Here is a 24,132-nt window from a genome sequence, read left to right as displayed (position 1 = left end):
TGAGATCAGTTCATCCAGGCTACGCCAGTTAGTAGAGCAGGATTTTTCAACATGACAATGCAAGCCCGAAGGTTTCGATTCAAAGGTGCAGAAAACGGCCACGAGTTTACCGGTGAGCGTTATCTGCCAGGGGTAGGCGGCCCGATTCAATACGAGCACTATCATCGCTATCTCTTCTCGACGGGGCTCTGCGCGGGCAAGGATGTGCTCGACATCGCATCCGGGGAGGGCTATGGGTCGGCACTGCTCGCGCAAGCTGCGAAGTCCGTGATCGGCGTCGATATCGACGCGCGAGCCGTACAGAACGCACGCGTCAGGTATGGCGACCAGGCCAATTTGCGATTCGAATACGGTAGCGCGACAAGCATCCCGCTGCCGGATGCTTCGGTCGACATACTCAATTCGTTCGAGACGCTAGAGCATTTCCGTGAGCACGAGGCTTTCATGCGCGAGGCCCGTCGCGTGCTGAAACCCAATGGTCTGATGATCATTTCGACACCCAATCGACCGATCTATTCGCCGCCGGGTGCGCCGCCGAACGAATATCACGTACGCGAACTTGATCGCGACGAGTTCGTCGAATGGTTGAAGAGTGGATTCAAGCATTTCGTTCTCTTCGAGCAGAAGCCGATCGCGGGTTCCGTGCTGCAGCGAGAAGGGAGGGTGGGCGCACGCGAGATCCATTGCTGGTCGGAAACTTCGATCGGCGAATATCGTTCGACGCTCGGCGTCGTGGATCCGGTCTATTTCATCGCGATCGCATCCGACGGCCCGATTCCGGAGCCGGGCGACGATCTCCTGGACGGCGGCGTGTCATTCGGCCGTTACGACAACGCCCGCAACGATCAGATCGGCGCCCAAGGCGCCGAGATCGTGCGCTTGACGACCGAGACGATGAGCCGTGCTGACGAAATCGGCCGTCTGGTGGCCGACACTGTCAGACTGACCGAAGAGGTGCTTAAGCGCGATGCGGAAATCGGTCGTCTAACGGTCGAAACCGTGAGACTTAATGAAGTCATCATCGAGGGCAACGCGCAGATCGCGAAGCTCACGAGCGAACTGGGCCGCCTGAGGGGGGGGGGCGATGTGCCTCGGGCGGTTGTCGTCGCGCAGCCTGCCGATGCAATGCCCGTTCGGGAAGTGCTGAATGCGCTCGCTGAGCAGAAAGAAGTGTCGAGGCAGCTGCTGTCGCAAGTCGACGAAATGGCGAGGTATGTGAAGCGCGCGAACGCGGGTGGGGTTGGTTCGCTGCACGCGTCTGCTGCCGGGCCGGCGGCTGAACCCGCGATTGAGCCTTCGATAGCGGCGCTGCTGCGTGAGAACGAAGGTCTGCGCCAACAAGCCGACATGATTTTCCGCTCGGCCTCTTGGCGCGTCACGAAACCGTTGCGTTTTGCTGCGCGGCGTCTGCGCACGGCTCGCCAGCGGCAAGCTGCGGCACGTTCGGATGCTGGTCCGGGAGGCCGTGTCGCCGAGGCCGTCACATCCACCGCCGTATCGGCGAGCACGCTGCGTCGATTCGAGCAATCTGCCGTGCCGCGCGCGATCGTGGTCGTTCAATCGACCGGTCGCGGCAAGGCGCTCGACCACTGTCTCGCTGCGTTGAGTCAGCATACGACGTCGGTTCCGTTCCAGGTATTGCTGGCCGGTCCAGCCGACGCGCGGCTCGTGGCCGACAGTGGGGTCCGCGCACTTGCGATCGTGGAGGCGGGGATGTCGCTCGCCACGCTGGCCGAGTTCATCGCGTCGCCGGACGAGGCATTCGTCGTGTTGATTTCGGAAGATCTCGCTGCACATCCCGGTTGGCTTGAGGCGATTGACGAGGTCTTCGCGCGCTTTCCCGATGCGGCGGCCGTGACAGGGCTCGTGCTCAACAGGCTCGGGCAGGTGCGGGCGGCAGGCGCCGTTGTCGATGCGAGCGCTCGGATGAAGCCGTTCGGCGTCGGCTTGGCGGCGGACAACCCGTTGATTCGCACCGTCGTTCCGGTGAGGGCGGCGAGCCCCGGGATCATTGCAATCCGCAAGCGCATCTGGGACGATATCGCAAGCGCGTTCGATCATGTGCCGCCGGTTTCGACTGGTCTTGTGTTGATTGCGCTCGAACTCGCCAAGCGCGGTGCGAATACGTATCTGCAGCCGTTCGCGCGGTTTACCGCACATGGTCCGGACGAGTGCGCCGACGTTCCCGTCAGTTCTACATGGGATGATGCGCATCAACGCTGGTCGCTTCGGCAGCGTTACGAAAAATTGTTCCGCGTTGATCGGGCGTTCGGTGACGTGCTGCCGCTGCCGCATCGTCCGAAGATCGTGATCGTCGATGCGTTCGTGCCGAAGCCCGATCAAGACTCCGGATCGGTCGACGCGTACTGGTACATGCGCATCTTCCGCGAGTTCGGATTCGACGTAAGTTTCATCGCGGCCTTCGAGCAGACGCCAGTCGAAAGCTATGCGGACGCGCTTCGGCGCTGGGGCGTGCGCGTGCAATATGCTACCGATCTTCCGTCGCTCAATCGTCTCGTGACAGAAGAAGCGAAGGGCGCCGCGGTTGTGATCGCACAGCGCATCATTGTCGCGCGACACGTGATCGAGCCGCTTCGCCATGATGTGCCGGGTATCAAGATCGTGTTCGGCACAGTCGACTTGCATTATCTGCGGGAAGAGCGAGCGGCGATTCTCGAGCGTTCGCCGGAGGCTCTCGAAGAGGCGCTGCTGTTGCGGCGAGCGGAGATTCAGGCGGTGTCCGAGGCCGACGCGACGATCGTCGTCAGTCGCCTCGAGGGCGACATCCTCAGAGACATCGTGCCGGACGCGAACGTACATCGAATTCCGATTCCGCGCTTGCCTACTCGGTCGACCCGTTCGTTCGACGAGCGCTCGGGCGTGCTGTTTGTCGGCGGTTTTGCTCACCGTCCCAACGTCGATGCCGTGAAGTTCCTGGTAAAGGACATTTGGCCGCTCGTGCGCCGCCGTTTGCCGGATGCGGAATTGCGCATCGTGGGTAGCGGCACGACAGATGAAGTGCGCACGCTCGATAACCCTGTCGCCGGCGTGACGATCGTCGGTTTCGTGGAGAACCTTGGAGAAGTGATGGACGCCGCGCGAGTTTCAGTCGCGCCGCTGCGTTTCGGTGCAGGAATCAAAGGCAAGGTTGTGTCCAGTCTATTGCACGGGCTACCGTGCGTACTGAGCAAGGTGGCGAGCGAGGGGATGGGGCTCGTCGCTGGCGAGCAGGTGCTCGAGGGCGACGGCGCGGAGGAGATCGCCGATGCGATCGTGAAACTGTACGAAGATCGCCAGCTTTGGCAGCATGTCGCCGATGCCGGCTTTGTGGCGGCGGCCGCCGAGTATTCCGTGGAGAGCGTCGCGAACCTGTTGTCGGGTTTGCTCGACTCCATCGGAGTCAAGGCGGGCTCCCGCAAACTCCGGTCGAACGCGTTCGATATTCACTGACGAAATACTGGACTTCATTCACATTCATGTTGCGCTCCTTGCTTTCAATGTTTCGTAAGCCGCCGCAGCGTCGCCCGCGTTCGGACGGCCGACTCGGCGTCGTGATCGAATTGGCGTCGTTCGATAAAGGCGGTCTTGAAAAAGTGGTGCTCGACTCGGCGATCGCATTCGATAGAAACCGATTCGACGTAACGATCGTCACGCCGGGCAAGGTTGGGCATCTCGGCGCTGTTGCGCGCGACGCTGGTTTGACGGTGGTCGGTCTGCCGTCTTCGAACACGCTTGCGGCGTACGAGCGCGTGCTCCGTGAATTGACCGCAGATGTCTCGATGTCTCACTTCTCGGATACCGGTTATCCGCTGTTCGCGCGGCTCGGCATTCCGAACATCACGTTCATCCACAATGTTTACGCGTTCTTTTCGGACGCGCAGGCGCAGTCGTTCGCGAGCAACGACCGGTACGTGGACCGCTACGTGTCGGTCTCGAAAAATGCGACGCGTTACGCGGTGCAGAAGCTCGGCGTATCGGAGAGCAAGGTCGTGACCGTGCCGAACGGGTTGATCCTTTCGGAGCACGAAGCGAGGGAGAGGAAACCGGCAAAGCTGACACGTGCGCAGCTAGGTCTCGCCGACACGGATTACGTCTTCGCGAACGTTGCGTCCTACAATTTGCACAAGGGGCACTACGTGATGGCGGATGCGATGCGCCATTTGCTGAAGCGCCGACGGGACGTAAAGATACTGTGCTTTGGCAATGTTATCTTCCCGCCGCACGTTGACGCGCTGCGCCAGTATCTTGTCGAACATGGACTCGAGCAGCATATTCTGATGCCGGGTTATTTCCCCGATGTCGAGGACGTGCATCGAATGGCGGATGCTTTTCTTCTGCCGTCGTTCATCGAAGGGTGGAGCATCGCAATGAACGAGGCGATGTTCTATCAAAAGCCGATGATCCTGACCGACACCGGCGCGTCGGCGGAAGTGATCGAGAACGGCGATATTGGCATACTGATTCCAAACGAATACGGCGATACGCCGAACCTGAACTCGAAACTGCTGGATGAACTTGCCTATGTGCCTCGGCAGTATGCGATCGCTCCGCGCCTTGCCGATGCGATGGACGAGATGGCATCGAATGCCGACGTGTGGCAAAAGCGCGGCATGCTTGGTCGTTGCAAGATCTATGAGCGATTCGATTTCGCGAATATCGTCAAGCGGTACGAGGAAATCATCGAGGGCGCAGTGAAGGCCGCGAATCGCTGAGCGGCGTGAGAGGGGGCGCATGATCCATTCGTTGAAGTCGTTCTGCCGTTTCGTCCGCTGGCGTTTCAAGCCGGCAGTGTGTTTTTATCTCGGCAATCACCTCTTCATGAACTACATGCCGTATCGCATCCGGCATTGGTTTTTGCGGCGATTCTGCCAGGTGCGGATCGGCCGGGATTCGAGCATTGCGATGGGATGCTTCGTTACCGGCTATCACATCTCGATCGGCGACAACACCGTCGTCAACCGCTACACGTATCTCGACGGCCGCGTGCCGCTGACGATCGGGAACAACGTCAACATTTCACACTACACGTTGATCCAGACCTTGACGCACGATCCGCAGAATCCGGATTTCGTGTGTCTATGCAAACCGGTGGTGATCGAGGATCACGCGTGGATCGGCGCGCGCGCGATCATTTGTCCCGGCGTACACATCGGCGAAGGGGCGGTTGTCGGTGCGGGGGCGGTCGTGACGCGTGACGTGGCGCCTTATACGATCGTCGGCGGAAATCCCGCGCGCTTCATCAAGGAACGAACGAGAGATTTGCACTACCGATCGCGCTACTTCCCGTTCTTCGATACCGATATTCAATGAACGAAGCACCGGCCGCTTGCGACCGGTCAGCATATACTGATTGACGAATATGTCGATTTTCCGATTCTGTCGTGCGACCTCTGCGGGAGCAGTAGAGGCCGCCACCATCTCGGTCGTGATCCCTCTCTACAATCATGCCCGTTACATCGAAAGCGCGCTGGATAGCGTGCTGTCGCAGACGTCGCAGGCCGACGAGATCATTCTGATCGACGACGGTTCGTCCGACAACGGCTTTGACATCGCGCAGCGCGTGCTGTCGAAGATTCCAAAGGCGAAGGCGTATCGACAAGACAACGCTGGAGCGCATAACACGATCAATCGCGCGATTGGCTTGAGCCGTGGTGACTTTGTCGCTGTTCTCAACTCCGACGACGTTTTTGTACCTACCAAACTCGCGCGTTGCAGAGCGATCGTGCGCGAGCAACCCGGCGTCGGTCTCATTGCGGGGCGAGTCAGCATCATGGATGACAACGGCGTTAGGCAGCATAGCGGCGCCGCGATCGATTGGCTGAGGCGGGCGCAGCAGTTCCTCGACGACACTAAGCTTGCTCAACTGGCGCTCCTGAACGAGAATTTTGTCGCGACGACGTCGAACATGGTGTTCGACCGTGCGCTGTGGCAAGCTGCGGGTGGTTTCCAGCCGTTGCGGTACTGCCATGACCTCGATTTCCTGATGTTTGCGTTTGCACACAGTTCAGTGTGTGTCGATGGCGATCATGAGCATATTGTCTACCGAGTGCACGAGCGCAATACGATCAAGGAAGATCTGAGCAAAGTACGGATCGAAATTGCGGCCGTGATTGCCCAAGCGTTGGCAATGTCCGGTCCGAGGCTCTTTTCCGCCGAGTTGGGCGCGGCGGATCTGGCCGCGTTCAAGCGTTTTCTCGACAACAAGGGCATGACGGAACTGCTGTGCTTCTTTCAGACGACGCTGCCAGCCTTTCCGACACGGGCGGCATTCTACGAATACGCCATCGACCCGCGTCACGCGGAAGCCTTTGGATCGACGGTAATTGGTTGACTATTGGAGCGTGATCGATGCCGTCGGCTCGTGAGCGTAAACGGTGTCATTGGTGGCGCAGCAAGGCGAGGGCGCGTTGGCGCCGTGGCCTTGCCAACGCGCACGCTCAGAGGTAGCCGAATGCTGCCATTGCCTCGGCCGCCGTGGTGACGCAATGACGGTTGATCTCTGGCGGGAGTTCGTTTTGCCAGGACTGCGCCCGTTCCTTGAGGAAGGGCTGCGACAGGTTCAGATGGCTCTGATCGTTGCGCAACACAGGCGCTCGTTGCGTATTGTCGAGCATGTTTTCCTCGAACGGCAGGCCGAGGAAAAACGTAGTGCACGATAGTGCGATGCGCGGATCGGACACGAGGTCTTCGTAGCGAACGAGCAGATAGTTCGTTCGCCCCTGCATCGCTTTGAAAAGATGCAGGTTGGTGTAGTTCCAGAGGCGGGGAAAGTACTCGTCGATCCCCTGGGGGGCCCACGTCACATTTCTCAGCGATGCCATCGCGCCGCGAACGTCGCGGACGATGTGGATGAACTTGAGATTTGAGTTGAGCAGGCCGACCTGTTCGAGCTTACGGATGGACAGCAGGTCGTCCGGGGTCTTGTCGCCGCAGACGTGTTTGCCCGTGTTGCTTGCGATGCGGCCGTAGATCGCTGACAGGACGCCCGCGAGCGTCGGTTCGGCTTGCGCAAGCACGGCTTCGACTTCCTGAACCGAGATGTACGGCTCAAGCACTTCGCGGTAGTCATCGGTCGAGACAATGATCTCGGCGATGATTTTGCGCGCGGCCGGCCAATCGCTGATGCAGCCGATGACGTGAGCGACCGGGCTGATGAACGTGGTTTGATTCGGAATGAATATCGCACTGTGGAGATTGAGGGATTCTTTGAAGAGGGTGGTGCCCGATCTCGGCGAGCCGAACAGGATGAACATTATGTTGCTGACTATCTAGAGGGATTTGGGAATGGGATTCGATCTCCGGCGCGGGGAGCGCTTCGGGCGAACGGCGCAGCCGGAGGCAGCTTGCTTCGTAAAAGTCGGGATGGCGCAAATTCCAACCGACACCGCAGACATGTCCGCTCGGAAGCGCGCCGCTCGACGCGGCTGTGTCGAGCGACATGACGTTCCGGAGTTGGGCATGCTGAACGAGTGACGTGCAAGCCTAATCCACTTAACTGCGCCGCCGAGACATGGCGACCATAGCGTCTAGTCCTTACGGCGGGCGGCGCCCGATGGTGTTGAAGCTAATCGTCTTCGTAGTGTAGCGCGGTTGGAGAGATGATGACGTTTTGTAATTTTTCATAATGAAATTCGCGGATTGTAACAACTGTAACGGTTTTGGAATTTGTGTTGGCATCCGGTGCGGGCGTATGGCGTGTAATCAATCGTGAGCGGGCTCGTGCGATGTTCTGACGAGCGCTTACGAGATTTCTTGCCACTGGACTGGGTGCGTAGAGGGCGCTTGTCGAGCGTGAGCCGGCTTGCTCGTTTCGCGACTTTTCATCAAACTTGCATTTTCGATGCATGACTCGCCTGCCAATTGGCAAGGGGCGAGTTTTCCTGATTCTGAAATGACTGTCTCCACGTTGCAGCCCGGATTTGGGCGGGGATTGACCATATCGATCGTCGTGTACCGGCCGGACATGACAGTGTTGATGCGGACCGCGTACAGTCTGTGCGTTGCCGTCGACAGACTTCGCAGCCGGTGGCCAGCATTGCCGATCTTCGTCTACCTCGTGGACAACGGCGGCGCACATGATCTCTCTCCGGCGTCAGATTTGCTGCGCGATCACGGCATCGGCAGCGCAGTCCTGTCAGGACACGGCAATGTCGGCTATGGATGCGGGCACAATCTTGCAATCGATCAGATCGACAGCGGGTATCACCTCATCCTGAATCCGGATATCGATCTCGATAACGATGCGCTGGCGTGTTCGCTTGACTTCTTCGACCGTCATCCCGCTCTCGGCTTGTTGTCCCCTTTCATTGCAGGCGAGGACGGGCACATTCAATATCTTTGTCGACGTGTTCCGACTGTCCTCGATCTTTTTGTGCGCGGTTTCCTGCCGGTTCGTTTGCGAAAGCCATTCGGCGCGCGTCTTGCGCGGTATGAGATGCGTGATCGGATCAACGAGCGGGACGTCGTTTGGGAACCGCCGATCGTCAGCGGTTGTTTCATGTTGTTTCGAACGGACGTGCTCAAATGGCTTGCTGGCTTCGATGCGCGCTACTTCCTTTATTTCGAGGACTATGATCTCAGCTTGCGCGCGCACGACGTGACGCGCGTCGCCTATGTTCCCGACGTGCGCATCGTGCATTACGGCGGAGGGGCGGCTCGTAAGGGATGGTTGCACGTCCGCTTGTTTGTCGCGTCGGCATTTAAGTTCTTTAATCGTTTCGGCTGGAGATGGTGGTGAGTCGAATTCTCGTGACTGGCGCGAACGGTTTTGTGGGGCGTGCGGCGTGTGAGTCCCTTCTGAATCGCGGACATCACGTGACAGGACTCGTCAGACGGGCGGGCGGTTGCGTTCATGGCGTAGTGGAATGGGTTGACGATCGCGCCGATTTCGTCGGTCTCGATGACAATGCATTTCGGTCGGGCGAGGTGATCGACTGCGTCGTCCACCTAGCTGCCCGTGTACATGTCATGCGGGATGGCGTGCGCGATCCACAGGCAGCTTTCGACGCGACCAACGTGGCTGGAACATTGCGGATCGCACGTGCTGCTCGCCAACTGGGCGCACGCCGCTTCGTGTTCGTGAGTAGCATCAAGGCGGTGGCGGAACGCGACGGCGGCGTGCCGTTGACCGAAGACGCCGAGCCGCGCCCCGAAGATGCCTATGGGCGTTCGAAGTGGAAAGCGGAAGAGGCGCTGCGACAGCTCGGGCGAGCGTCCGGAATGGAGATTGTGATCATCCGTCCACCACTCGTCTATGGGCCGGGCGTGCGGGCGAATTTCTTGAGTCTCATGCGTGTAGTTGCGCGTGGCGTTCCACTGCCGCTTGGAATGATCAGCGCACGGCGCAGCCTCTTGTACGTTGGTAATCTCGCCGATGTGCTGACATGCTGCGTGGACGATCCGAGAGCAGCCAATTGCACCTTTCATGTGGCCGACGACGACGCACCGACGGTGACGGATCTGCTGAAAATTGTTGGCGAGCAGTTGAACAAGCCAGCACGACTCTTTCCAGTGCCAACGCGAGCGCTGTACCTGTTGGGGCGCGTGATGGGACGCACGCCGCAAATCGAGCGGCTGACCGGCAGTCTTCGCGTAGATGCATCGCTGATACGTCGCACGCTCGACTGGCGCCCCCCATTTTCTACACGTGAAGGTTTGTGTGCGACCGCTCGATGGTATCGAACCACTTGTTCTCCCGAGTAGAATTCCGTCATGCTGAATGGTTTGGTTTCTCCGTGGCTGGGCGCCATTGGAATTTTCCTGTGCGCAGCGGCGGTGTGCGCTGCGATCTTGCGTGGTTTGCTGGCGACCGGTCTTGCGTGGCGCTTGGCGACCGACATCCCCAATGACCGTTCGCTTCATGTTCGTCCGACGCCGCGCGTCGGCGGATGGGGGGTCGTGCCGATGTCGGTTGCGGCCATGATGCTCTTCACCCCCGAACTTTGGGTGATCGCCTTGCTCACATTGGGACTCGCAACCATGTCTCAAGTCGATGATCGCCGAGGCTTGTCTGCGCGCGTGCGATTCGCTGGACATCTCTTGGCGGTGGCGATATTGATGCTCGCGTATCCGGCTTTGGCGCCGTGGTGGTGGCTGACGCTCGTTGCTTTTCTGATGTTATGGCTCATCAATCTCTATAATTTCATGGATGGCGCGGACGGACTGGCGGGTGGCATGACGCTGTTCGGCTTCGGTGCTTATTCAGCCGCGGCGTTTCTGGCGCCGAATTCGTCACCGGGACTTGCGCTCGCATCCGCAGCGATCGCGGGAGCGGCAGGGGGGTTCCTGTGGTTGAACTTTCACCCGGCGAAACTCTTTCTCGGCGATGCCGGATCTATTTCCGTCGGCTTCCTCGCGGGCGCGTTCGGCTACTGGGGGTGGCGCACGAGTGCATGGCCGATCTGGTTTCCGGCCATGGTGTTTGCTCCCTTTATATGTGACGCATCCGTAACATTACTGAGACGTTTGTTACGAGGTGAGAAGTTTTGGCAAGCGCATCGCGAGCATTACTATCAGCGGGTGATTCGTTCGGGCGTCGGACATGCGCGTATGGCGGAGTGTGCATACGTCATCATGTGCGTCGGTATCGCCGCGGCACTGTGGGCGTTGGGCCGATCGACATGCAAGCAATGGGCCGTGTTCTGCCTGTGGTACGGCGTACTGGCGATTGTCGGTGCCGCGATTGATCTCCGATGGCATCACGTATCCGCAGCGAAAACAAAATAGCTATATGAGGTTTGCCACTTATGATTAGACCAAAAGCATCGTGGCTGTCGCTAAGCGCATTCTTGTTCGACTTGACGGCAGTTTGCGGCGCATGGCTGATTGCTTATCTTGTCAGATTCAATGGTTCCGTTCCGGGAGAGTTCCTGTCCGGTGGACTAATCGCGCTCGCCTGGATCATCCCAGTGTATGGGGTGATGTTTCATGTGTTTGGGCTCTACCGTGGCCTTTGGGTGTTCGCGAGTTTGCCCGACTTGGTACGGATTTCCAAAGCGGTCATATTCGGCAGCTTGATTGTGATGATCGGTGCCGTCATGTTGCAACCTGCGCCGATCATCCCGCGTTCGGTGCTCGTGCTGACGCCGATGCTGTTGTTCCTGGCAATGGGCGGTGCCCGTGCGCTTTATCGCACGACGAAGGAGTTTTACCTGTACGGCGGACTCGTGGGCCAGGGTAAGCCGGTCCTCGTGCTCGGTGCGGGTTCTGCGGGCGCGAGCCTCGCGCGCGAGCTGTCGCGTTCCGGCGAATGGCGTCTCGCCGGCCTGCTCGACGACGACTCAGCGAAGCACGGGCGCGAAGTCTACGGCTACAAGGTGCTTGGCCCCATTAGCGAAGTCGCGCACTGGGCCGGGACCGCGAAGGTCGAATACGCGATCATCGCGATCCCGTCCGCATCGGTCGAAGCGCAGCGCCGCGTCGCCACCCTCTGCGTGCGCGCCGGCGTCAAGGCGATGGTATTGCCGTCGCTGACCGCGCTGATGCCCGGCCAGGGCATCCTGTCGCAGATCCGCCAGATCGACCTCGAAGACCTGCTCGGCCGCGAGGCCGTGACGATCGACACGCCGCACGTCGAAGCGCTGCTGCGCGGCCGTGTCGTGATGGTGACGGGCGCGGGCGGCTCGATCGGCTCGGAGCTGTGCCGCCAGATCCTGAAGTTCCAGCCCGCGCAACTGATCGCGTTCGACCTGTCTGAATACGCGATGTATCGGCTCACGGAAGAGCTGCGCGAGCGCTTCCCCGATCTGCCCGTCGTGCCGATCATCGGCGATGCGAAGGATTCGCTGCTGCTCGACCAGGTGATGTCGCGCTACGCGCCGTACATCGTGTTCCATGCGGCCGCGTACAAGCACGTGCCGCTGATGGAGGAGCTCAACGCATGGCAGGCGCTGCGCAACAACGTGCTCGGCACCTATCGCGTCGCGCGCGCGGCGATTCGTCATGACGTCAAGCATTTCGTGCTGATCTCGACCGACAAGGCCGTGAACCCGACGAACGTGATGGGCGCGAGCAAGCGCCTCGCCGAGATGGCCTGTCAGGCGCTGCAGCAGACGAGCGCGCGCACGCAGTTCGAGACGGTGCGCTTCGGCAACGTGCTCGGCAGCGCGGGCAGCGTGATTCCGAAATTCCAGCAGCAGATCGCGAAGGGCGGCCCGGTGACGGTCACGCATCCGGAGATCACGCGCTTCTTCATGACGATTCCCGAGGCGTCTCAGCTCGTGCTGCAGGCGTCGAGCATGGGGCAGGGCGGCGAGATCTTCATCCTCGACATGGGCGAGCCGGTGAAGATCGTCGATCTCGCGCGCGACCTGATTCGCCTGTACGGCTTTACCGAGGACCACATCCGCATCGAGTTCAGCGGACTGCGTCCGGGCGAGAAGCTCTACGAGGAGCTGCTCGCCGACGACGAGACGACCACCCGCACGCCGCATCCGAAGCTGCGCACCGCGAAGGCGCGCGAGGTGCCCGATCATCTGCTCGACGAGCTGCTGCCGTGGCTGATGCAGCACCGCGTGCTGAGCGACGACGAAGTGCGGCGCGATCTGCGGCGCTGGGTGCCCGAGTATCAGCCGGCCGTCGGCCCGACGCTGCAGAGCGTGCCGACGGGCAACGGGCTCGTCGTCGGCATCGGGCGCGAGGCCGGACGCTGAAGAGCCGGGCGGCGCGCGAAGCCCGCGCTCGTTCAGAACGGGCCGCTCCATGAAAAAAGCGCGAGTCGAAAAATCGATTCGCGCTTTTTTCATCGCCCGCCGTTTTGCCCGCGCCGCGTCACCGCTTCGGCCGCTGCTTGCGAATCACCATCCACCTCGGCGACTTGAACCGCACGATGCTCACGTAGAGCCACACGTAAGTGAGCGCGAACACGATGACGAACGCGAACAGGTGGATCGTGTGCTGCCAGAAGAGCGTCGCGGGAACCACCGCGATGAGGCAGAGCAGCCACAGATACGGTGACGTCAGCGAGTTCCGGCGCGTGAGCTCGTGCGCGGCGCGCGTGCCGACCGCCCAGCGCATCAGCCGCTTGTAGACGAGCATGTGCAAGTGCACGCCGTCCGGGATGCCCGGCGACATCCCGCGAACGAATTTCTTCCGGTAGATCGAGAAGCAGGTCTCGAAGATCGGGTACATGAAGAGCAGCACCGGGTACCACGCGGACACTTCGCGGTGCCGCATCACGAGCGAGATCGCGAGCTCGGCGAGCATGAAGCCGATGAAGTACGCGCCGCCGTCGCCGAGGAAGATGAGGCCCGCCGGGAAGTTCCAGATGAAAAAGCCCATGATCGCGCCCATCATCACGATCGAGCCGGACATCACGATCGGGTCGCCCACCTGGAACGCGACGTACGCGAGCGATGCGAACATCATGAACGCGACCATCGATGCGAGGCCGTTGAAGCCGTCGATGATGTTGACCGCATTCGCGAGCGCGGCGACGGCGAGCACCGTGACCGCGGCCGAAATCGCCTTGTAGCTGAGCAGGAAGTCGAGGGGCGGCACGCTGATGCGCGTGATCGCGATGCCCATCAGCACGAACGCGAGCGTCGCGGCCGCCATCGTGCAGACGAGCCGCACCGCGGGCGTCACTTTCTTCGTCAAGTCTTCGATCAGCCCGGACGCGAAGGCGGGCAGCCCGCACGCGGCGAGCCCGAGGATGCCGCCCGCGATCGCCGGGTAGCGGCGCGACAGCAGCGCCGTCGCGGCAACGAGCCCGATCAGGATGCCGATGCCGCCCACGCGCGGCACCGGTCGCGCATGGAATTTCTGCACGCCGGCAAGATCGTTGTCGATCGAGAATTTCTCGTGCAGATGCGCATAGCGGACGATGAGCAGCGTGACGAGAAGCGAGACGATGAAGCCGACGGCGAAGCTGAGCATGGGCGTGCCCGGAAATTGGACAGCGGATTATACAAAACCGCGCGGGTTGTTTTCCTGCCAGCGCCAATGGTCCGCGCACATCCGGTCGAGGTCGCGTTCGGCCTTCCAGCCGATCACCTCGGCCGCCGCGGCGGGGTTCGCGTAGCACTCGGCGACGTCGCCCGGGCGGCGCGCGACGAGCTCGTACGGCACGGGCCGCCCCGAGGCCTTCTCGAACGCGCGCACGACTTCGAGCACGCTGTAGCCGCGGCCCGTGCCGAGGTTGACGGTGAGGCTCGCGTCGCGGCGCTCGAGCGCGTCGAGCGCCGCGATGTGGCCGCGCGCGAGATCGACGACATGGATGTAGTCGCGCACGCCGGTGCCGTCGGGCGTCGGGTAGTCGCTGCCGAACACGCGCAGCTTCTCGAGCTTGCCCACCGCGACTTGCGCGACGTACGGCATCAGGTTGTTCGGAATGCCGGCCGGGTCCTCGCCGATGAGGCCGCTCTCGTGCGCGCCGACCGGATTGAAGTAGCGCAGCGTCGCGACGCGCCAGGACGGATCGGCGATTTCGACGTCGCGCAGGATCTGTTCGGCCATCAGCTTTGTCTGGCCGTACGGGTTGGTCGCCGAAAGCGGGAACGTCTCGTCGATCGGCGAGCGCTCGGGCACGCCGTACACGGTCGCCGACGAGCTGAACACGATCCGCTTCACGTTGCGCTCGCGCATCACGCGCAGCAGCGACAGCAGGCTGTCGAGGTTGTTGCGGTAGTACTCGATGGGCTTCGCGACCGATTCGCCGACCGCCTTCAGCGCCGCGAAGTGAATCGCGGCCGTGATCGGATGCGCGTCGAAGATCCGCGCGAGCGCGCGCTCGTCGCTCACGTCGACTTCGTGGAACGCGGGCGTCTTGCCGGTGATCTTCTCGATCCGCGCGATCGCCTCGCGCTTGCTGTTGACGAGATTGTCGGCGATCACGACGTCGTAGCCGTGCTCGAGCAGTTCGACGGCGGTGTGCGAACCGATATAGCCCGCGCCGCCGGTGACGAGGATCGTGCCCTTCGTGCTCATTGCTGATTGCTCCGTCAAAGTGTGATGCCCGTCAGGGCGGAAATGGTCTGATGATAACGGTCGACGACCTTCGCTTCGTCGAATTCCGCGACGACCTTCTCCCGGCCGCGCTCGCCCATCGCGCGCCGCTCGGCCGCGCTCATGTCGAGCATCCGCGCGAGCTGCGCGGCGAGGCTCGCGCTGTCGCGGGCCGCGCACAGAAGGCCCGTGCTGCCGTCGGCGACGACGTCGCGGCAGCCCGGCACGTCGGTCGCGACGATCGGCCGGCCCATCGCGGACGCCTCCATCAGCGTGCGCGGCACGCCCTCGCGATACGAAGGCAGCACGACGCAGTCGGCGCCGGCGATGTGCGGCCGCACGTCGTGCGCCTCGCCGAGATAATCGATCACGCCTTCGCGCACCCACGCGTCGACGTCGGCCTGCGAGATCGCGCTCGGATTGTCGACGCCGACCGGGCCGAGCAGCGCGAAGCGTGCGTGCGGATAGCGCGCGCGCAGCGTGCGCGCCGCGTCCACGTATTCGCGCACGCCCTTGTCCCACAGCAGCCGGCCGATCAGCACGAACGTGAACGTGTCGCGCGCGGGCAGCGGCGCGAGCGCGAACTGCTCGAGGTCGACGCCTTCGCCGTGCAGCAGGCGCGCGCGCGCCGGATGCGCGAGGAGCTGCTCGCGCGTGAACGTGTCGAGATCGTCGCGGTTCAGGAACCAGACTTCGCGCGGAAAGCGGAACGCGAAGCGGTACAGTTGCTTCGCGACGCGTGCGGCGCGGCTCTTCTGGATGAACACGTAGCCGAGGCCCGTCGTCACCGCGATCGACGGCACGCGCGCGAGCCATGCGGCGACGGAGCCGTAGATGTTCGGCTTGATCGTGTAATGGAACACGAGATCGGGCCGGATTTCGCGATAGTGCCGATAGAGCGCGACGAGCGTGCGCAGGTCTTCGCGCGGGCTCGTGCCTTTGGACGCGACGGGCAGCTCCGCGTAGCGGCAGCCCATCCGCACGAGCGGCTCGACGGTGCGGTCGCGCGGCGCGAGCACCGTCACCTGCGCGCCGCGCGCGATCAGCATGCGGATCAGGCCGTGCCGGTACGTGTGGATCGCCCACGCGGTATTGCAGACGAGAACGATGCGCAGGGCGGAAGCGGAACTCATGTCGGGCTGAAAAAAATGATCGGATGCGCGCACGAACGCGATGGGGCGCGGCGCGTCACGCCGCGCCGCGCGGGTTGAACAGCAGGCGCTTCGCGCGCTGCAGCGTCGAGTAGGGCGTGACGAAATGCAGCAGGTTTTTCGCGACGCCGAGCCAATCGCACGGATTGCGCGGATCGAAGTAGCGCAGCGCGAGCGCGAGCGTCGACGCGATCTGCCGCCGCCGCTTCGTCGCGCTGATGCCGCCCTCGTTCAATTCGTAATACAAGCCGAGCTCCGGCAAATTCGCGCAATCGTAGCGTTCCATTAACCGTAAAAAAAGATCGAGGTCTTCCGCTGCGCGATATTTGATCCGATAGTTGCCGACTTCCTTCACCGCCGCGACATCGAGCATCATCGACGGATGGACGAACGGCGAGCGCAGGAAGCGCGTGCGGCGCAGCGTCGCCGGATCGGCGCTCGGGGTCAGCATGAAGAGCGGCCGGCCGTCGCGCGCGACGACCTGGGCCCACGTGCCGAGGCCCGCGACGTTCGGATGCGTGTCGAAATACGCGCGCTGCTTCGCGAGCCGGCCGGGCGCGGCGAGGTCGCCCGCATCGATGCGGGCCGCGTAGCGCACGCCGCGCGCGGCGAGCGCGTCGATGCCGGCCGCGAGCGCGCGCTCGATTCCGCCGTTTTGCGGCATCCGCAGCACGTCGACCGACAGCCCCGGCAGCTCGGGAGCGGCGATGGGCGGCGTGCTGCCGTCGTCGACGACGAGCACGTGCACGGGCGCGTCCTCGCGCAACGACGTCAGCGTGCGCAGCAGATCGTCGTGCGCGTTGTACGCGGGAATCAGCACGGCGACGTCGTCGAGCGGGCGGGCGGCGCCGGGCGGGGCGGAGGAAGGCGTCATGGGCGCAGCTTCAGGCGAATGTAGTGGAAATTGACCGACGCGGCGGCGAGGTAGCCGGCGGCGAGGCCCGCGAGCGCGCCGTGGAGGCCGAGCGCGGGGATTGCGATCAGGTTCACGAGCGCGGCGAGCGCGAGCGCCATCGACCATTTCGCGAGCAGCACGAACTTTGCCTGATATTTGAGCACGACGAGATTGCCGATCGCCTCGATGCCGGCCGGCACCGACAGCCACACCGCCCAGCGGAACACGTCGACCGACGTGTCGAAGCCGGGGCCGAACACCTTGCGGATGATGAAGCCCGCGAGCAGGTCGAGCACGAGCGCGCCCGCGACCATCAGCGCGGCCGTCATGCCGATCAGGCGCCACACGTTGCGGCGCAGTTGCAGCGCGTCCTGCACGCGGTAGACGAACGCGGGCGCGATCGTCTGCGCGAGCATCAGCGCGAGCGTGATCCAGTTCTCGTTCAGTTGCTGCGCGGCCGCGTAGCGGCCGAGCTCGGCGAACGACACGTAGCGCTCGAGCATCAGCCGGTCGAGCTTCAGGAACAGGTACATGCAGACGAGGCCGAGCCAGAACACGGTGCCCGCCGTCGCGAACTCGCGCACGAGCGGCCGCTCGACGCGCCAGCCGAGCGCGCCGCCGTTGCGGCTGCGGTAATACCAGATCAGCGCGGCCGCGATCGCCGCGGCTTCGAGCGCCCACAGCCAGCCGAAGCGCGCGGGCGCGGCGGCCGCGCGCACGAAGAGCCACACGAGCGCCATCTTCGCGAGCGCGGCCGCGATGCTCGCGAGCAGTTGCGGCTTGCTGTACGTCATGCTCTGCAGCCACGCGTTGACGATGCCGACGAACGGCTCGCGCAGCGCGAGCGTCACCGCGAGCCCGGCCAGCATCGCGCCGACGAGCGGATCGAACGCGCCCAGGGCGATGGCCGCCCACGTGAGCGCGAGCGCCGCGACCGACACCGCGAAGCGCAGCGCGAACGCGCTGCCGAGCACGGCGCCCAGTTGCGCGCCCGTGCGCTGGACGATCGTCGGCACGAGGATCTCCGCGCCGCATACCCACGTGAGCGGCGCGAGCACGAGCAGGAGCGTGTTCGCGTATTGCCATTTGCCGAACGCGTCGGGGCCGAAGTAGCGGGCGAGCAGGCCGCTCACGACGATCGCGACGCCGATCTGCGTGAGCCGCTCGAGCCCGAGCCAAGCGAGGTTCGCGACGGCCTTCGCGACGTCGGGGTTCGACAGCCTGGATTTCAGCATCGCGCGCGGCACGGCAGCGTGCGCGAGATGACCGGGCCGGCCGACCGCGGGAGCGGTTTTGCTGCGATGAAGCATTCAGGCATTAAAATGGGCGCGATCGGCGTAGCTGAAACCAGCGATTATAAGTTGGATCGGATTCGCTTCCGGCATCCACAGGGCCTCGCGTTGCCCCTCGTCGGTCCGTTCGGGCGATATTTTTTACGCATTCGCGTTGAGGCGGCCAAATTTTTTATGGACGACATAGAGAGTGAATCGATGATCTCCCAATCCATCTTCAAGGCATACGATATTCGGGGCGTGATCGGCAAGACGCTCGACGCCGGCGTCGCGCGCTCGATCGGCCGCGCATTCGGCAGCGAAGTGCGCGCGCAGGGCGGCGACGCGGTCGTCGTCGCGCGCGACGGCCGGCTGTCGGGCCCCGAGCTTGTCGGCGCGCTCGCGGACGGGCTGCGCGCGGCGGGCGTCGATGTCGTCGACGTCGGCATGGTGCCGACGCCTGTCGGCTACTTCGCGGCGAGCGTGCCGCTCGCGCTGTCGGGCGGCGAGCGCCGCGTCGATTCGTGCATCGTCGTCACGGGCAGCCACAATCCTCCCGACTACAACGGCTTCAAGATGGTCCTGCGCGGCGCCGCGATCTACGGCGAGCAGATCCAGGGCCTCTACAAGCGCATCGTCGACGCGCGTTTCGAGACCGGCAACGGTTCGTATGAGCAATACGATGTCGCCGATCAATACGTCGAGCGCATCGTCGGCGACATCAGGCTCGCGCGGCCGCTGAAGCTCGTCGTCGACGCGGGCAACGGCGTCGCGGGCCCGCTCGCCGCGCGCCTGTTCAAGGCGCTCGGCTGCGAGCTCGTCGAGCTCTTCACCGACATCGACGGCAACTTCCCGAACCACCATCCGGACCCGGCGCACCCGGAGAACCTGCAGGACGTAATCGCGAAGCTGAAGACGACCGACGCCGAGATCGGCTTCGCGTTCGACGGCGACGGCGACCGCCTCGGCGTCGTCACGAAGGACGGCCAGATCATCTACCCGGACCGCCAGTTGATGCTGTTCGCCGAGGAGGTGCTGTCGCGCAATCCGGGCGCGCAGATCATCTACGACGTGAAGTGCACGCGCAATCTCGCGCACTGGGTGCGCGAGAAGGGCGGCGAGCCGCTGATGTGGAAGACGGGCCACTCGCTCGTGAAGGCGAAGCTGCGCGAAACCGGCGCGCCGCTCGCGGGCGAGATGAGCGGCCACGTGTTCTTCAAGGATCGCTGGTACGGCTTCGACGACGGCCTCTACACCGGCGCGCGCCTGCTCGAGATCCTCGCGCGCGTGGCCGATCCGAGCGCGCTCCTGAACGGCTTGCCGAACGCGGTGTCGACACCCGAGCTGCAACTGAAGCTCGACGAAGGCGAGAACGTGAAGCTGATCGACAAGCTGCGCGCGATCGCGAAGTTCGACGGCGCCGACGAGGTCGTGACGATCGACGGCCTGCGCGTCGAGTATCCGGACGGCTTCGGCCTCGCGCGCTCGTCGAACACGACGCCCGTGATCGTGCTGCGCTTCGAGGCGACGTCCGACGCGGCGCTCGCGCGAATTCAGGACGATTTCCGGCGCGCGCTGAAGGCGGCGAAGCCGGACGCGAACCTGCCGTTCTGAGCCTGACGGCGGCGCGTCACGCGGCGAGGGCGGCTTGCCCGAGCTTGCGCTGACGCAAGCCTTGTCGAAAAAGCGGCGACGCAATCGTGCGTTCGCCGCTTTTTGTCTGTGCCGGCCGCCCGGCGCGATAAAATCCGTCCTTTCGGTCTGTGCCGGCCGCCGCCGGCCATTTTTTTCAGCGTGCAAAAAATTCTGATCGTGCGCGTGTCGTCGCTCGGCGACGTCGTGCATAACATGCCGGTGATCGCCGATATTCGCCGGCGCCATCCCGATGCGCAGATCGACTGGCTCGTCGAGGAAGGCTTCGCCGATCTCGTGCGGCTCGTCGACGGCGTGCGCAACGTGCTGCCGTTCTCGCTGCGGCGCTGGCGCAAGCGCCTGAGCGCGTCGCAGACGTGGCGAGAGATCCGCGCGTTCCGGCGGCGCCTGGCCGAAGAGCGCTACGACCTCGTGATCGACTGCCAGGGGCTCATCAAGACCGCGTGGGTCGCGAGCTGGGCGCGCGGGCCGCTCGTCGGCCTCGGCAACCGCACCGACGGCGCCGGCTACGAGTGGCCGGTGCGCTTCTTCTACGACAGGCGCGTGCCGATCGCGCCGCGCACGCACGTCGTCGAGCGCTCGCGGCAGCTCGTCGCGGCGGCGTTGGGAGACCCCGCGCCGACGCCGGGCGATCCGGTCGACTTCGGCCTCGACACGCACGGCGCGGCGCGCGCGCTCGCGTCGCTCGACCTGAACCTGCCGGTGCCGTACGTCGTGTTCGTCCACGCGACGTCGCGCGCCGACAAGCAGTGGCCCGACGACGCATGGACCGGCCTGGGCGAGGCGCTCGTGCGGCGCGGCGCGTCGCTCGTGCTGCCGTGGGGCAGCGACGCCGAGCGCGCGACGAGCGAGCGTCTCGCGAAGGCGTTCGGCGCGGCGGCGATCGTGCCGCCGAAGCTGTCGCTGCCCGCGGTCGTCGGCTTGATCGACGGCGCGGCGGCGACGGTCGGCGTCGATACCGGCCTCATCCACATCGCGGCGGCGCTGAAGCGCCCGACCGTCGAACTGTACAATTTTGCGACAGCCTGGCGCACGGGCGGCTACTGGTCGCCCAACGTCGTCAACCTCGGCACCGCCGGCGCGCCGCCATCCCTTTCGCAGGCGAAGGACGCACTCGCGTCGTTCGGCCTCTTGTAATCCCGAGTCATCCCGACAGGCGATCATGAGCGAATCCCAGATCATCGAAATTGCGTCCGCCGACTGGAGCGGGCAACAACTGTCCGTGCCGCGCGAGCAACTGCTCGCCGGGCTCGAGGACGGCAAGGTGCTGTTCTTTCCGCGCCTGCGCTTCGCGATCGAAGGCGGCGAGGAAGCGCTGCTCGATCCGGCGCTCGCCGATCCGAAGCGCAAGAACATCAGCCTCGCGCCGAACGGCGGCACGCTCGCCGGCGTGGCGGGCGACGCGGTCACGCAGTCGGCCGTGCGCGCGCTGATCGCGCGCTTCCAGCAGCAGGCGGGCATGCTCGTCGACGGGCTCTTTCCCGAGTACCGCGGCAAGCTGCGCGTCGCGCCGACGAGCCTGCGCCTGATGCAGGTCGAGACGCGCCAGACGTCGTGGCGCAAGGACGACAGCCGGCTGCACGTCGATGCGTTTCCGTCGCGGCCGAACTACGGCGAGCGGATCCTGCGCGTGTTCACGAACGTGAATCCGGCGGGCGTGCCGCGCGTGTGGCGCGTCGGCGAGCCGTTCGAGGCCGTCGCGAAGCGCTTTTTGCCGCACATCAAGCCGCAGTTGCCGGGCTCCGCGCGGCTGCTCGAACTGCTGCACGTGACGAAGTCGCGCAGAAGCGCGTACGACCACCTGATGCTGAACCTGCACGACAGCATGAAGGCCGATCTCGACTACCAGAAGAACAGCCCGCAGCAGACGATGCCGTTTCCGTCGGGCAGCGTGTGGGTGTGTTTCTCCGATCAGGCGTCGCACGCGGTGATGTCCGGCCAGTTCATGCTCGAGCAGACCTTCTTCCTGCCGGTCGGCGCGATGGTTCGCCCGGAGCGCGCGCCGCTCGGCATTCTCGAGCGTCTGCAGGGCAGGGCCCTCGTTTGAGCGCGCGCGACTGGTTCGCCGCCGGAGCCGCCGCGCGATGCTGAGGGCGATCTATCGCGCGCTGTGGTGGCTGATCGCGCCGCTCGCGGTGCTGCGCCTTCTGTGGCGCTCGCGCAAGGAGCGCGGCTATCGCGAGCACGTCGGCGAGCGCTTCGGCTTCGGGGCGGGGCGCGCGCTCGCGCGCCACGTCGACGAATCGACGCCGGTCGTCTGGGTGCACGCGGTGTCGGTCGGCGAGACGCGCGCCGCGCAGCCGCTCGTCGACGCGCTGATGCGCGCGCGCCCCGACGTGCACGTGCTGCTCACGCACATGACGCCGAGCGGCCGCGCGACGGGCGAGCAGATTTTCGGCGAGCGCGTGTCGCGCTGCTATCTGCCGTACGATCTGCCGCACGCCGTGCGGCGCTTCCTGCATGCATGGCGGCCGTCGCTCGGGCTCGTGATGGAGACGGAAGTGTGGCCGACGCTCATCGACGAATGCCGCCGCGCCGACGTGCCGCTCGTGCTGACGAATGCGCGGATGTCGGCGCGCTCGTTCGGGCGTGCGATGAAGTTCGGCTCCGCCGCGCGCGAAGTGTTCGGCGGCTTCTCGCGCGTGCTCGCGCAAAGCCCGGCCGACGCGCAGCGCCTGAGCTCGCTCGGTGCGCGCAACGTCGCGGTGCTCGGCAATCTGAAATTCGACATGACGACGCCGCCCGAGCTCGCCGCGCGCGGGCGCGCGTGGCGCGCGGCGATCGGCGGGCGGCCGGTATGGGTCGCGGCGAGCACGCGCGACGGCGAAGAGGCGCTCGTGCTCGACGCGTTCGCGGCGCTGCGGACGCCGGACGCGCTGCTGATCCTCGTGCCGCGTCATCCGCAGCGCTTCGCCGAAGTCGCGGCGCTCGCCGAGCGGCGCGGGCAGCGCCTCGTGCGCCGCACCGAATGGGCGGCCGACGCGACGGCCGCCGCCGCGGGCCGGCCGGCCGCATCCGCGCTGCCGGCGGATGTCTCGGTGCTGCTCGGCGATTCGATGGGCGAGCTGGGCGCGTACTATGCGGCCGCCGACGTCGCGTTCATCGGCGGCAGCCTGCTGCCGCTCGGCGGCCAGAATCTGATCGAGGCGTGCGCGGTGGGCGTGCCGGTGCTGATCGGGCCGCACGTGTTCAACTTCACGCAGGCGACGGCCGATGCGGTCACGGCGGGCGCGTGCGCGCAAGTGCAGGACCCGGCCGACCTCGCGCGCACGCTCGACGCGCTGTTCGCCGATCACGCGCGCCGCGCCGCGATGGGCGCGGCGGGCGCCGCGTTCGCCGCGCGGCATCGCGGCGCGACGGCGCGCACCGTCGACGTGCTGAACGCGCTGCTGCCGCCGCCGCGCGTCGCGTCGGCGGCAAACGACGAAGGCGGGGCGGGCGGGCTCGACGCGGGCGCCGCAATCGACTGAGCGGCGCGCGCGGGCGCCGTATTCATGCCGTCTCGGCGGCCGCGTCGCGCGGCGGCCGTGCGGCGCGGCCGCGCGAATGCTCGGCGCTCAGACCGTCAGCAATCCTTTCTTCTCGATAAATGCGATCACGTCGGCGACGCCATCGAGCGCCTTCAGATTGCACATCACGTACGGGCGCTCGCCGCGCATCTTCTTCGTGTCGGACGCCATGACGTCGAGGTTCGCGCCGACGAGCGGCGCGAGGTCCGTCTTGTTGATCACGAGCAGATCCGATTTCGTGATGCCCGGGCCGCCCTTGCGCGGAATCTTCTCGCCGCCCGCGACGTCGATCACGTAGATCGTCAGGTCCGACAGCTCGGGGCTGAACGTCGCCGCGAGATTGTCGCCGCCGGATTCGATGAACACGATGTCCGCGTCCGGAAAGCGCGCGAGCATCCGGTCGACCGCCTCGAGATTGATCGACGCATCCTCGCGGATCGCCGTGTGCGGGCAGCCGCCCGTCTCGACCCCCATGATCCGCTCTTCGGGCAGCGCGCCCGCGATCGTCAGGAGGCGCTGGTCTTCCTTCGTGTAGATGTCGTTCGTGATCGCGACGAGGTCGTAGCGCTCGCGCATGCCCTTGCAGAGCATTTCGAGGAGCGTCGTCTTGCCGGAGCCGACAGGGCCGCCGATGCCGACGCGCAGCGGCGGGAGCTTCTTCGTGCGGCGGGCTGCCGCCGCTGAGCGAGGTGCGTTCATGATTCGGTGCG

General features: G+C 64.4%; 19 protein-coding genes. 12 read left to right on the top strand and 7 right to left on the bottom strand.

The features are described 5' to 3' along the window. Nucleotides 1-51: 51 nt before the first annotated feature. The 4 genes from WS92_RS24725 to WS92_RS24710 are packed head-to-tail and all read left to right on the top strand — an operon-like array spanning nt 52 to nt 6,331. Nucleotides 52-3,450, top strand: coding sequence for a glycosyltransferase (locus WS92_RS24725; protein ID WP_059931323.1), 3,399 nt, complete (start codon nt 52-54; stop codon nt 3,448-3,450). 26 nt (nt 3,451-3,476) lie between these two features. Then, nucleotides 3,477-4,712, top strand: a complete 1,236-nt coding sequence (locus tag WS92_RS24720; RefSeq protein ID WP_043282328.1) for a glycosyltransferase family 4 protein — start codon at nt 3,477-3,479, stop codon at nt 4,710-4,712. A gap of 19 nt (nt 4,713-4,731) precedes the next feature. Next, nucleotides 4,732-5,310 carry an acyltransferase gene (locus WS92_RS24715; protein ID WP_006025513.1) on the top strand — a complete coding sequence of 193 codons (579 nt, stop codon included), beginning with the start codon at nt 4,732-4,734 and terminating at the stop codon, nt 5,308-5,310. A gap of 49 nt (nt 5,311-5,359) precedes the next feature. Continuing rightward, nucleotides 5,360-6,331: a glycosyltransferase family 2 protein gene (locus WS92_RS24710; RefSeq protein WP_009913378.1), complete on the top strand. Its 972-nt coding sequence runs from the start codon at nt 5,360-5,362 to the stop codon at nt 6,329-6,331. A 106-nt stretch (nt 6,332-6,437) separates the two neighbouring features. Here WS92_RS24710 and WS92_RS24705 read toward each other — a convergent pair whose 3' ends face one another. After that, nucleotides 6,438-7,253, bottom strand: coding sequence for a sulfotransferase family protein (locus WS92_RS24705; RefSeq protein ID WP_006025515.1), 816 nt, complete (start codon nt 7,251-7,253; stop codon nt 6,438-6,440). Between the two features lie 638 nt (nt 7,254-7,891). Between WS92_RS24705 and WS92_RS24700 the strand changes: the two genes are divergently transcribed. Genes WS92_RS24700 through WS92_RS24685 form a run of 4 tightly spaced genes read left to right on the top strand, consistent with a single transcriptional unit; the run spans nt 7,892 to nt 12,650 of the window. Continuing rightward, a complete protein-coding gene (locus WS92_RS24700) occupies nt 7,892-8,737 on the top strand; it encodes a glycosyltransferase family protein (RefSeq protein ID WP_059931325.1) in 846 nt (281 codons plus the stop codon). Next, nucleotides 8,734-9,702 carry a UDP-glucose 4-epimerase family protein gene (locus WS92_RS35230; RefSeq protein ID WP_009913376.1) on the top strand — a complete coding sequence of 323 codons (969 nt, stop codon included), beginning with the start codon at nt 8,734-8,736 and terminating at the stop codon, nt 9,700-9,702. Before WS92_RS24700 ends, WS92_RS35230 begins: the two co-directional genes overlap by 4 nt. A 9-nt stretch (nt 9,703-9,711) precedes the next feature. After that, on the top strand, nt 9,712-10,725 hold the full coding sequence (locus WS92_RS35225; protein WP_059931328.1) for an MraY family glycosyltransferase: 1,014 nt from the start codon (nt 9,712-9,714) through the stop codon (nt 10,723-10,725). A 20-nt stretch (nt 10,726-10,745) separates the two neighbouring features. Continuing rightward, nucleotides 10,746-12,650 carry a polysaccharide biosynthesis protein gene (locus WS92_RS24685; protein WP_059931330.1) on the top strand — a complete coding sequence of 635 codons (1,905 nt, stop codon included), beginning with the start codon at nt 10,746-10,748 and terminating at the stop codon, nt 12,648-12,650. Nucleotides 12,651-12,768: 118 nt separating this feature from the next. Here the strand turns inward: WS92_RS24685 and WS92_RS24680 are convergent, their stop codons facing one another. From WS92_RS24680 to WS92_RS24660, 5 genes are read right to left on the bottom strand one after another with little or no spacing between them, the layout of a single operon-like run. Then, on the bottom strand, nt 12,769-13,875 hold the full coding sequence (locus tag WS92_RS24680; protein WP_059931332.1) for an MraY family glycosyltransferase: 1,107 nt from the start codon (nt 13,873-13,875) through the stop codon (nt 12,769-12,771). 27 nt (nt 13,876-13,902) lie between these two features. Beyond that, the gene (gene galE / locus WS92_RS24675) at nt 13,903-14,925 is read right to left on the bottom strand and encodes a UDP-glucose 4-epimerase GalE (RefSeq protein ID WP_015601200.1); all 1,023 of its coding nucleotides are present in this window, start codon (nt 14,923-14,925) and stop codon (nt 13,903-13,905) included. A 14-nt stretch (nt 14,926-14,939) separates the two neighbouring features. Then, entirely contained in the window at nt 14,940-16,076 is a 1,137-nt protein-coding gene (locus WS92_RS24670; protein ID WP_009913369.1) for a glycosyltransferase family 4 protein, read from the bottom strand. Between the two features lie 55 nt (nt 16,077-16,131). Beyond that, entirely contained in the window at nt 16,132-16,968 is an 837-nt protein-coding gene (locus tag WS92_RS24665; RefSeq protein ID WP_059931334.1) for a glycosyltransferase, read from the bottom strand. Further along, nucleotides 16,965-18,299 (bottom strand): oligosaccharide flippase family protein, encoded by a 1,335-nt coding sequence (locus WS92_RS24660; RefSeq protein WP_015600605.1) that lies wholly within the window; start codon nt 18,297-18,299, stop codon nt 16,965-16,967. The genes WS92_RS24665 and WS92_RS24660 overlap by 4 nt, the downstream gene beginning before the upstream one ends. Before the next feature lie 156 nt (nt 18,300-18,455). Here WS92_RS24660 and WS92_RS24655 point away from each other — a divergent pair, with 156 nt between their 5' ends. The 4 genes from WS92_RS24655 to waaA all read left to right on the top strand — a co-directional run bounded on the left by WS92_RS24655 (nt 18,456) and on the right by waaA (nt 23,383). Beyond that, the gene (locus WS92_RS24655) at nt 18,456-19,874 is read left to right on the top strand and encodes a phosphomannomutase/phosphoglucomutase (RefSeq protein ID WP_082743660.1); all 1,419 of its coding nucleotides are present in this window, start codon (nt 18,456-18,458) and stop codon (nt 19,872-19,874) included. Between the two features lie 108 nt (nt 19,875-19,982). Then, the gene (gene waaC / locus WS92_RS24650; RefSeq protein WP_171845239.1) at nt 19,983-21,050 is read left to right on the top strand and encodes a lipopolysaccharide heptosyltransferase I; all 1,068 of its coding nucleotides are present in this window, start codon (nt 19,983-19,985) and stop codon (nt 21,048-21,050) included. Nucleotides 21,051-21,075: 25 nt separating this feature from the next. Then, nucleotides 21,076-21,960, top strand: coding sequence for a Kdo hydroxylase KdoO (locus WS92_RS24645; protein ID WP_006025527.1), 885 nt, complete (start codon nt 21,076-21,078; stop codon nt 21,958-21,960). A gap of 37 nt (nt 21,961-21,997) precedes the next feature. Then, the gene (gene waaA, locus WS92_RS24640) at nt 21,998-23,383 is read left to right on the top strand and encodes a lipid IV(A) 3-deoxy-D-manno-octulosonic acid transferase (protein ID WP_059931338.1); all 1,386 of its coding nucleotides are present in this window, start codon (nt 21,998-22,000) and stop codon (nt 23,381-23,383) included. Nucleotides 23,384-23,470: 87 nt separating this feature from the next. Here the strand turns inward: waaA and ureG are convergent, their stop codons facing one another. Then, nucleotides 23,471-24,121, bottom strand: coding sequence for an urease accessory protein UreG (gene ureG, locus WS92_RS24635; protein WP_015601222.1), 651 nt, complete (start codon nt 24,119-24,121; stop codon nt 23,471-23,473). Nucleotides 24,122-24,132: the final 11 nt, after the last annotated feature.

This window comes from Burkholderia sp. MSMB1588 (assembly GCF_001546925.1).
In the GTDB taxonomy this organism is placed as follows: Bacteria; Pseudomonadota; Gammaproteobacteria; order Burkholderiales; family Burkholderiaceae; genus Burkholderia; species Burkholderia humptydooensis.
Note: the sequence above shows the minus strand (reverse complement) of the source record. Positions and strands in the feature narration are given on the sequence as shown.

Excerpts from the sequence above, each read along its gene's own strand:
- WS92_RS24725 (WP_059931323.1), top strand. The coding sequence starts at position 52 with ATGACAATGCAAGCCCGAAGGTTTCGATTCAAAGGTGCAGAAAACGGC.
- WS92_RS24685 (WP_059931330.1), top strand. The coding sequence starts at position 10,746 with ATGATTAGACCAAAAGCATCGTGGCTGTCGCTAAGCGCATTCTTGTTC.
- WS92_RS24720 (WP_043282328.1), top strand. The coding sequence starts at position 3,477 with ATGTTGCGCTCCTTGCTTTCAATGTTTCGTAAGCCGCCGCAGCGTCGC.
- WS92_RS24680 (WP_059931332.1), bottom strand. The coding sequence starts at position 13,875 with ATGCTCAGCTTCGCCGTCGGCTTCATCGTCTCGCTTCTCGTCACGCTG.
- WS92_RS24665 (WP_059931334.1), bottom strand. The coding sequence starts at position 16,968 with ATGACGCCTTCCTCCGCCCCGCCCGGCGCCGCCCGCCCGCTCGACGAC.
- WS92_RS24655 (WP_082743660.1), top strand. The coding sequence starts at position 18,456 with ATGGACGACATAGAGAGTGAATCGATGATCTCCCAATCCATCTTCAAG.
- WS92_RS24660 (WP_015600605.1), bottom strand. The coding sequence starts at position 18,299 with ATGCTTCATCGCAGCAAAACCGCTCCCGCGGTCGGCCGGCCCGGTCAT.
- WS92_RS24645 (WP_006025527.1), top strand. The coding sequence starts at position 21,076 with ATGAGCGAATCCCAGATCATCGAAATTGCGTCCGCCGACTGGAGCGGG.
- WS92_RS24715 (WP_006025513.1), top strand. The coding sequence starts at position 4,732 with ATGATCCATTCGTTGAAGTCGTTCTGCCGTTTCGTCCGCTGGCGTTTC.
- WS92_RS24710 (WP_009913378.1), top strand. The coding sequence starts at position 5,360 with ATGTCGATTTTCCGATTCTGTCGTGCGACCTCTGCGGGAGCAGTAGAG.
- WS92_RS24700 (WP_059931325.1), top strand. The coding sequence starts at position 7,892 with ATGACTGTCTCCACGTTGCAGCCCGGATTTGGGCGGGGATTGACCATA.
- WS92_RS24670 (WP_009913369.1), bottom strand. The coding sequence starts at position 16,076 with ATGAGTTCCGCTTCCGCCCTGCGCATCGTTCTCGTCTGCAATACCGCG.
- galE (WP_015601200.1), bottom strand. The coding sequence starts at position 14,925 with ATGAGCACGAAGGGCACGATCCTCGTCACCGGCGGCGCGGGCTATATC.
- WS92_RS24705 (WP_006025515.1), bottom strand. The coding sequence starts at position 7,253 with ATGTTCATCCTGTTCGGCTCGCCGAGATCGGGCACCACCCTCTTCAAA.
- ureG (WP_015601222.1), bottom strand. The coding sequence starts at position 24,121 with ATGAACGCACCTCGCTCAGCGGCGGCAGCCCGCCGCACGAAGAAGCTC.
- waaA (WP_059931338.1), top strand. The coding sequence starts at position 21,998 with ATGCTGAGGGCGATCTATCGCGCGCTGTGGTGGCTGATCGCGCCGCTC.
- WS92_RS35225 (WP_059931328.1), top strand. The coding sequence starts at position 9,712 with ATGCTGAATGGTTTGGTTTCTCCGTGGCTGGGCGCCATTGGAATTTTC.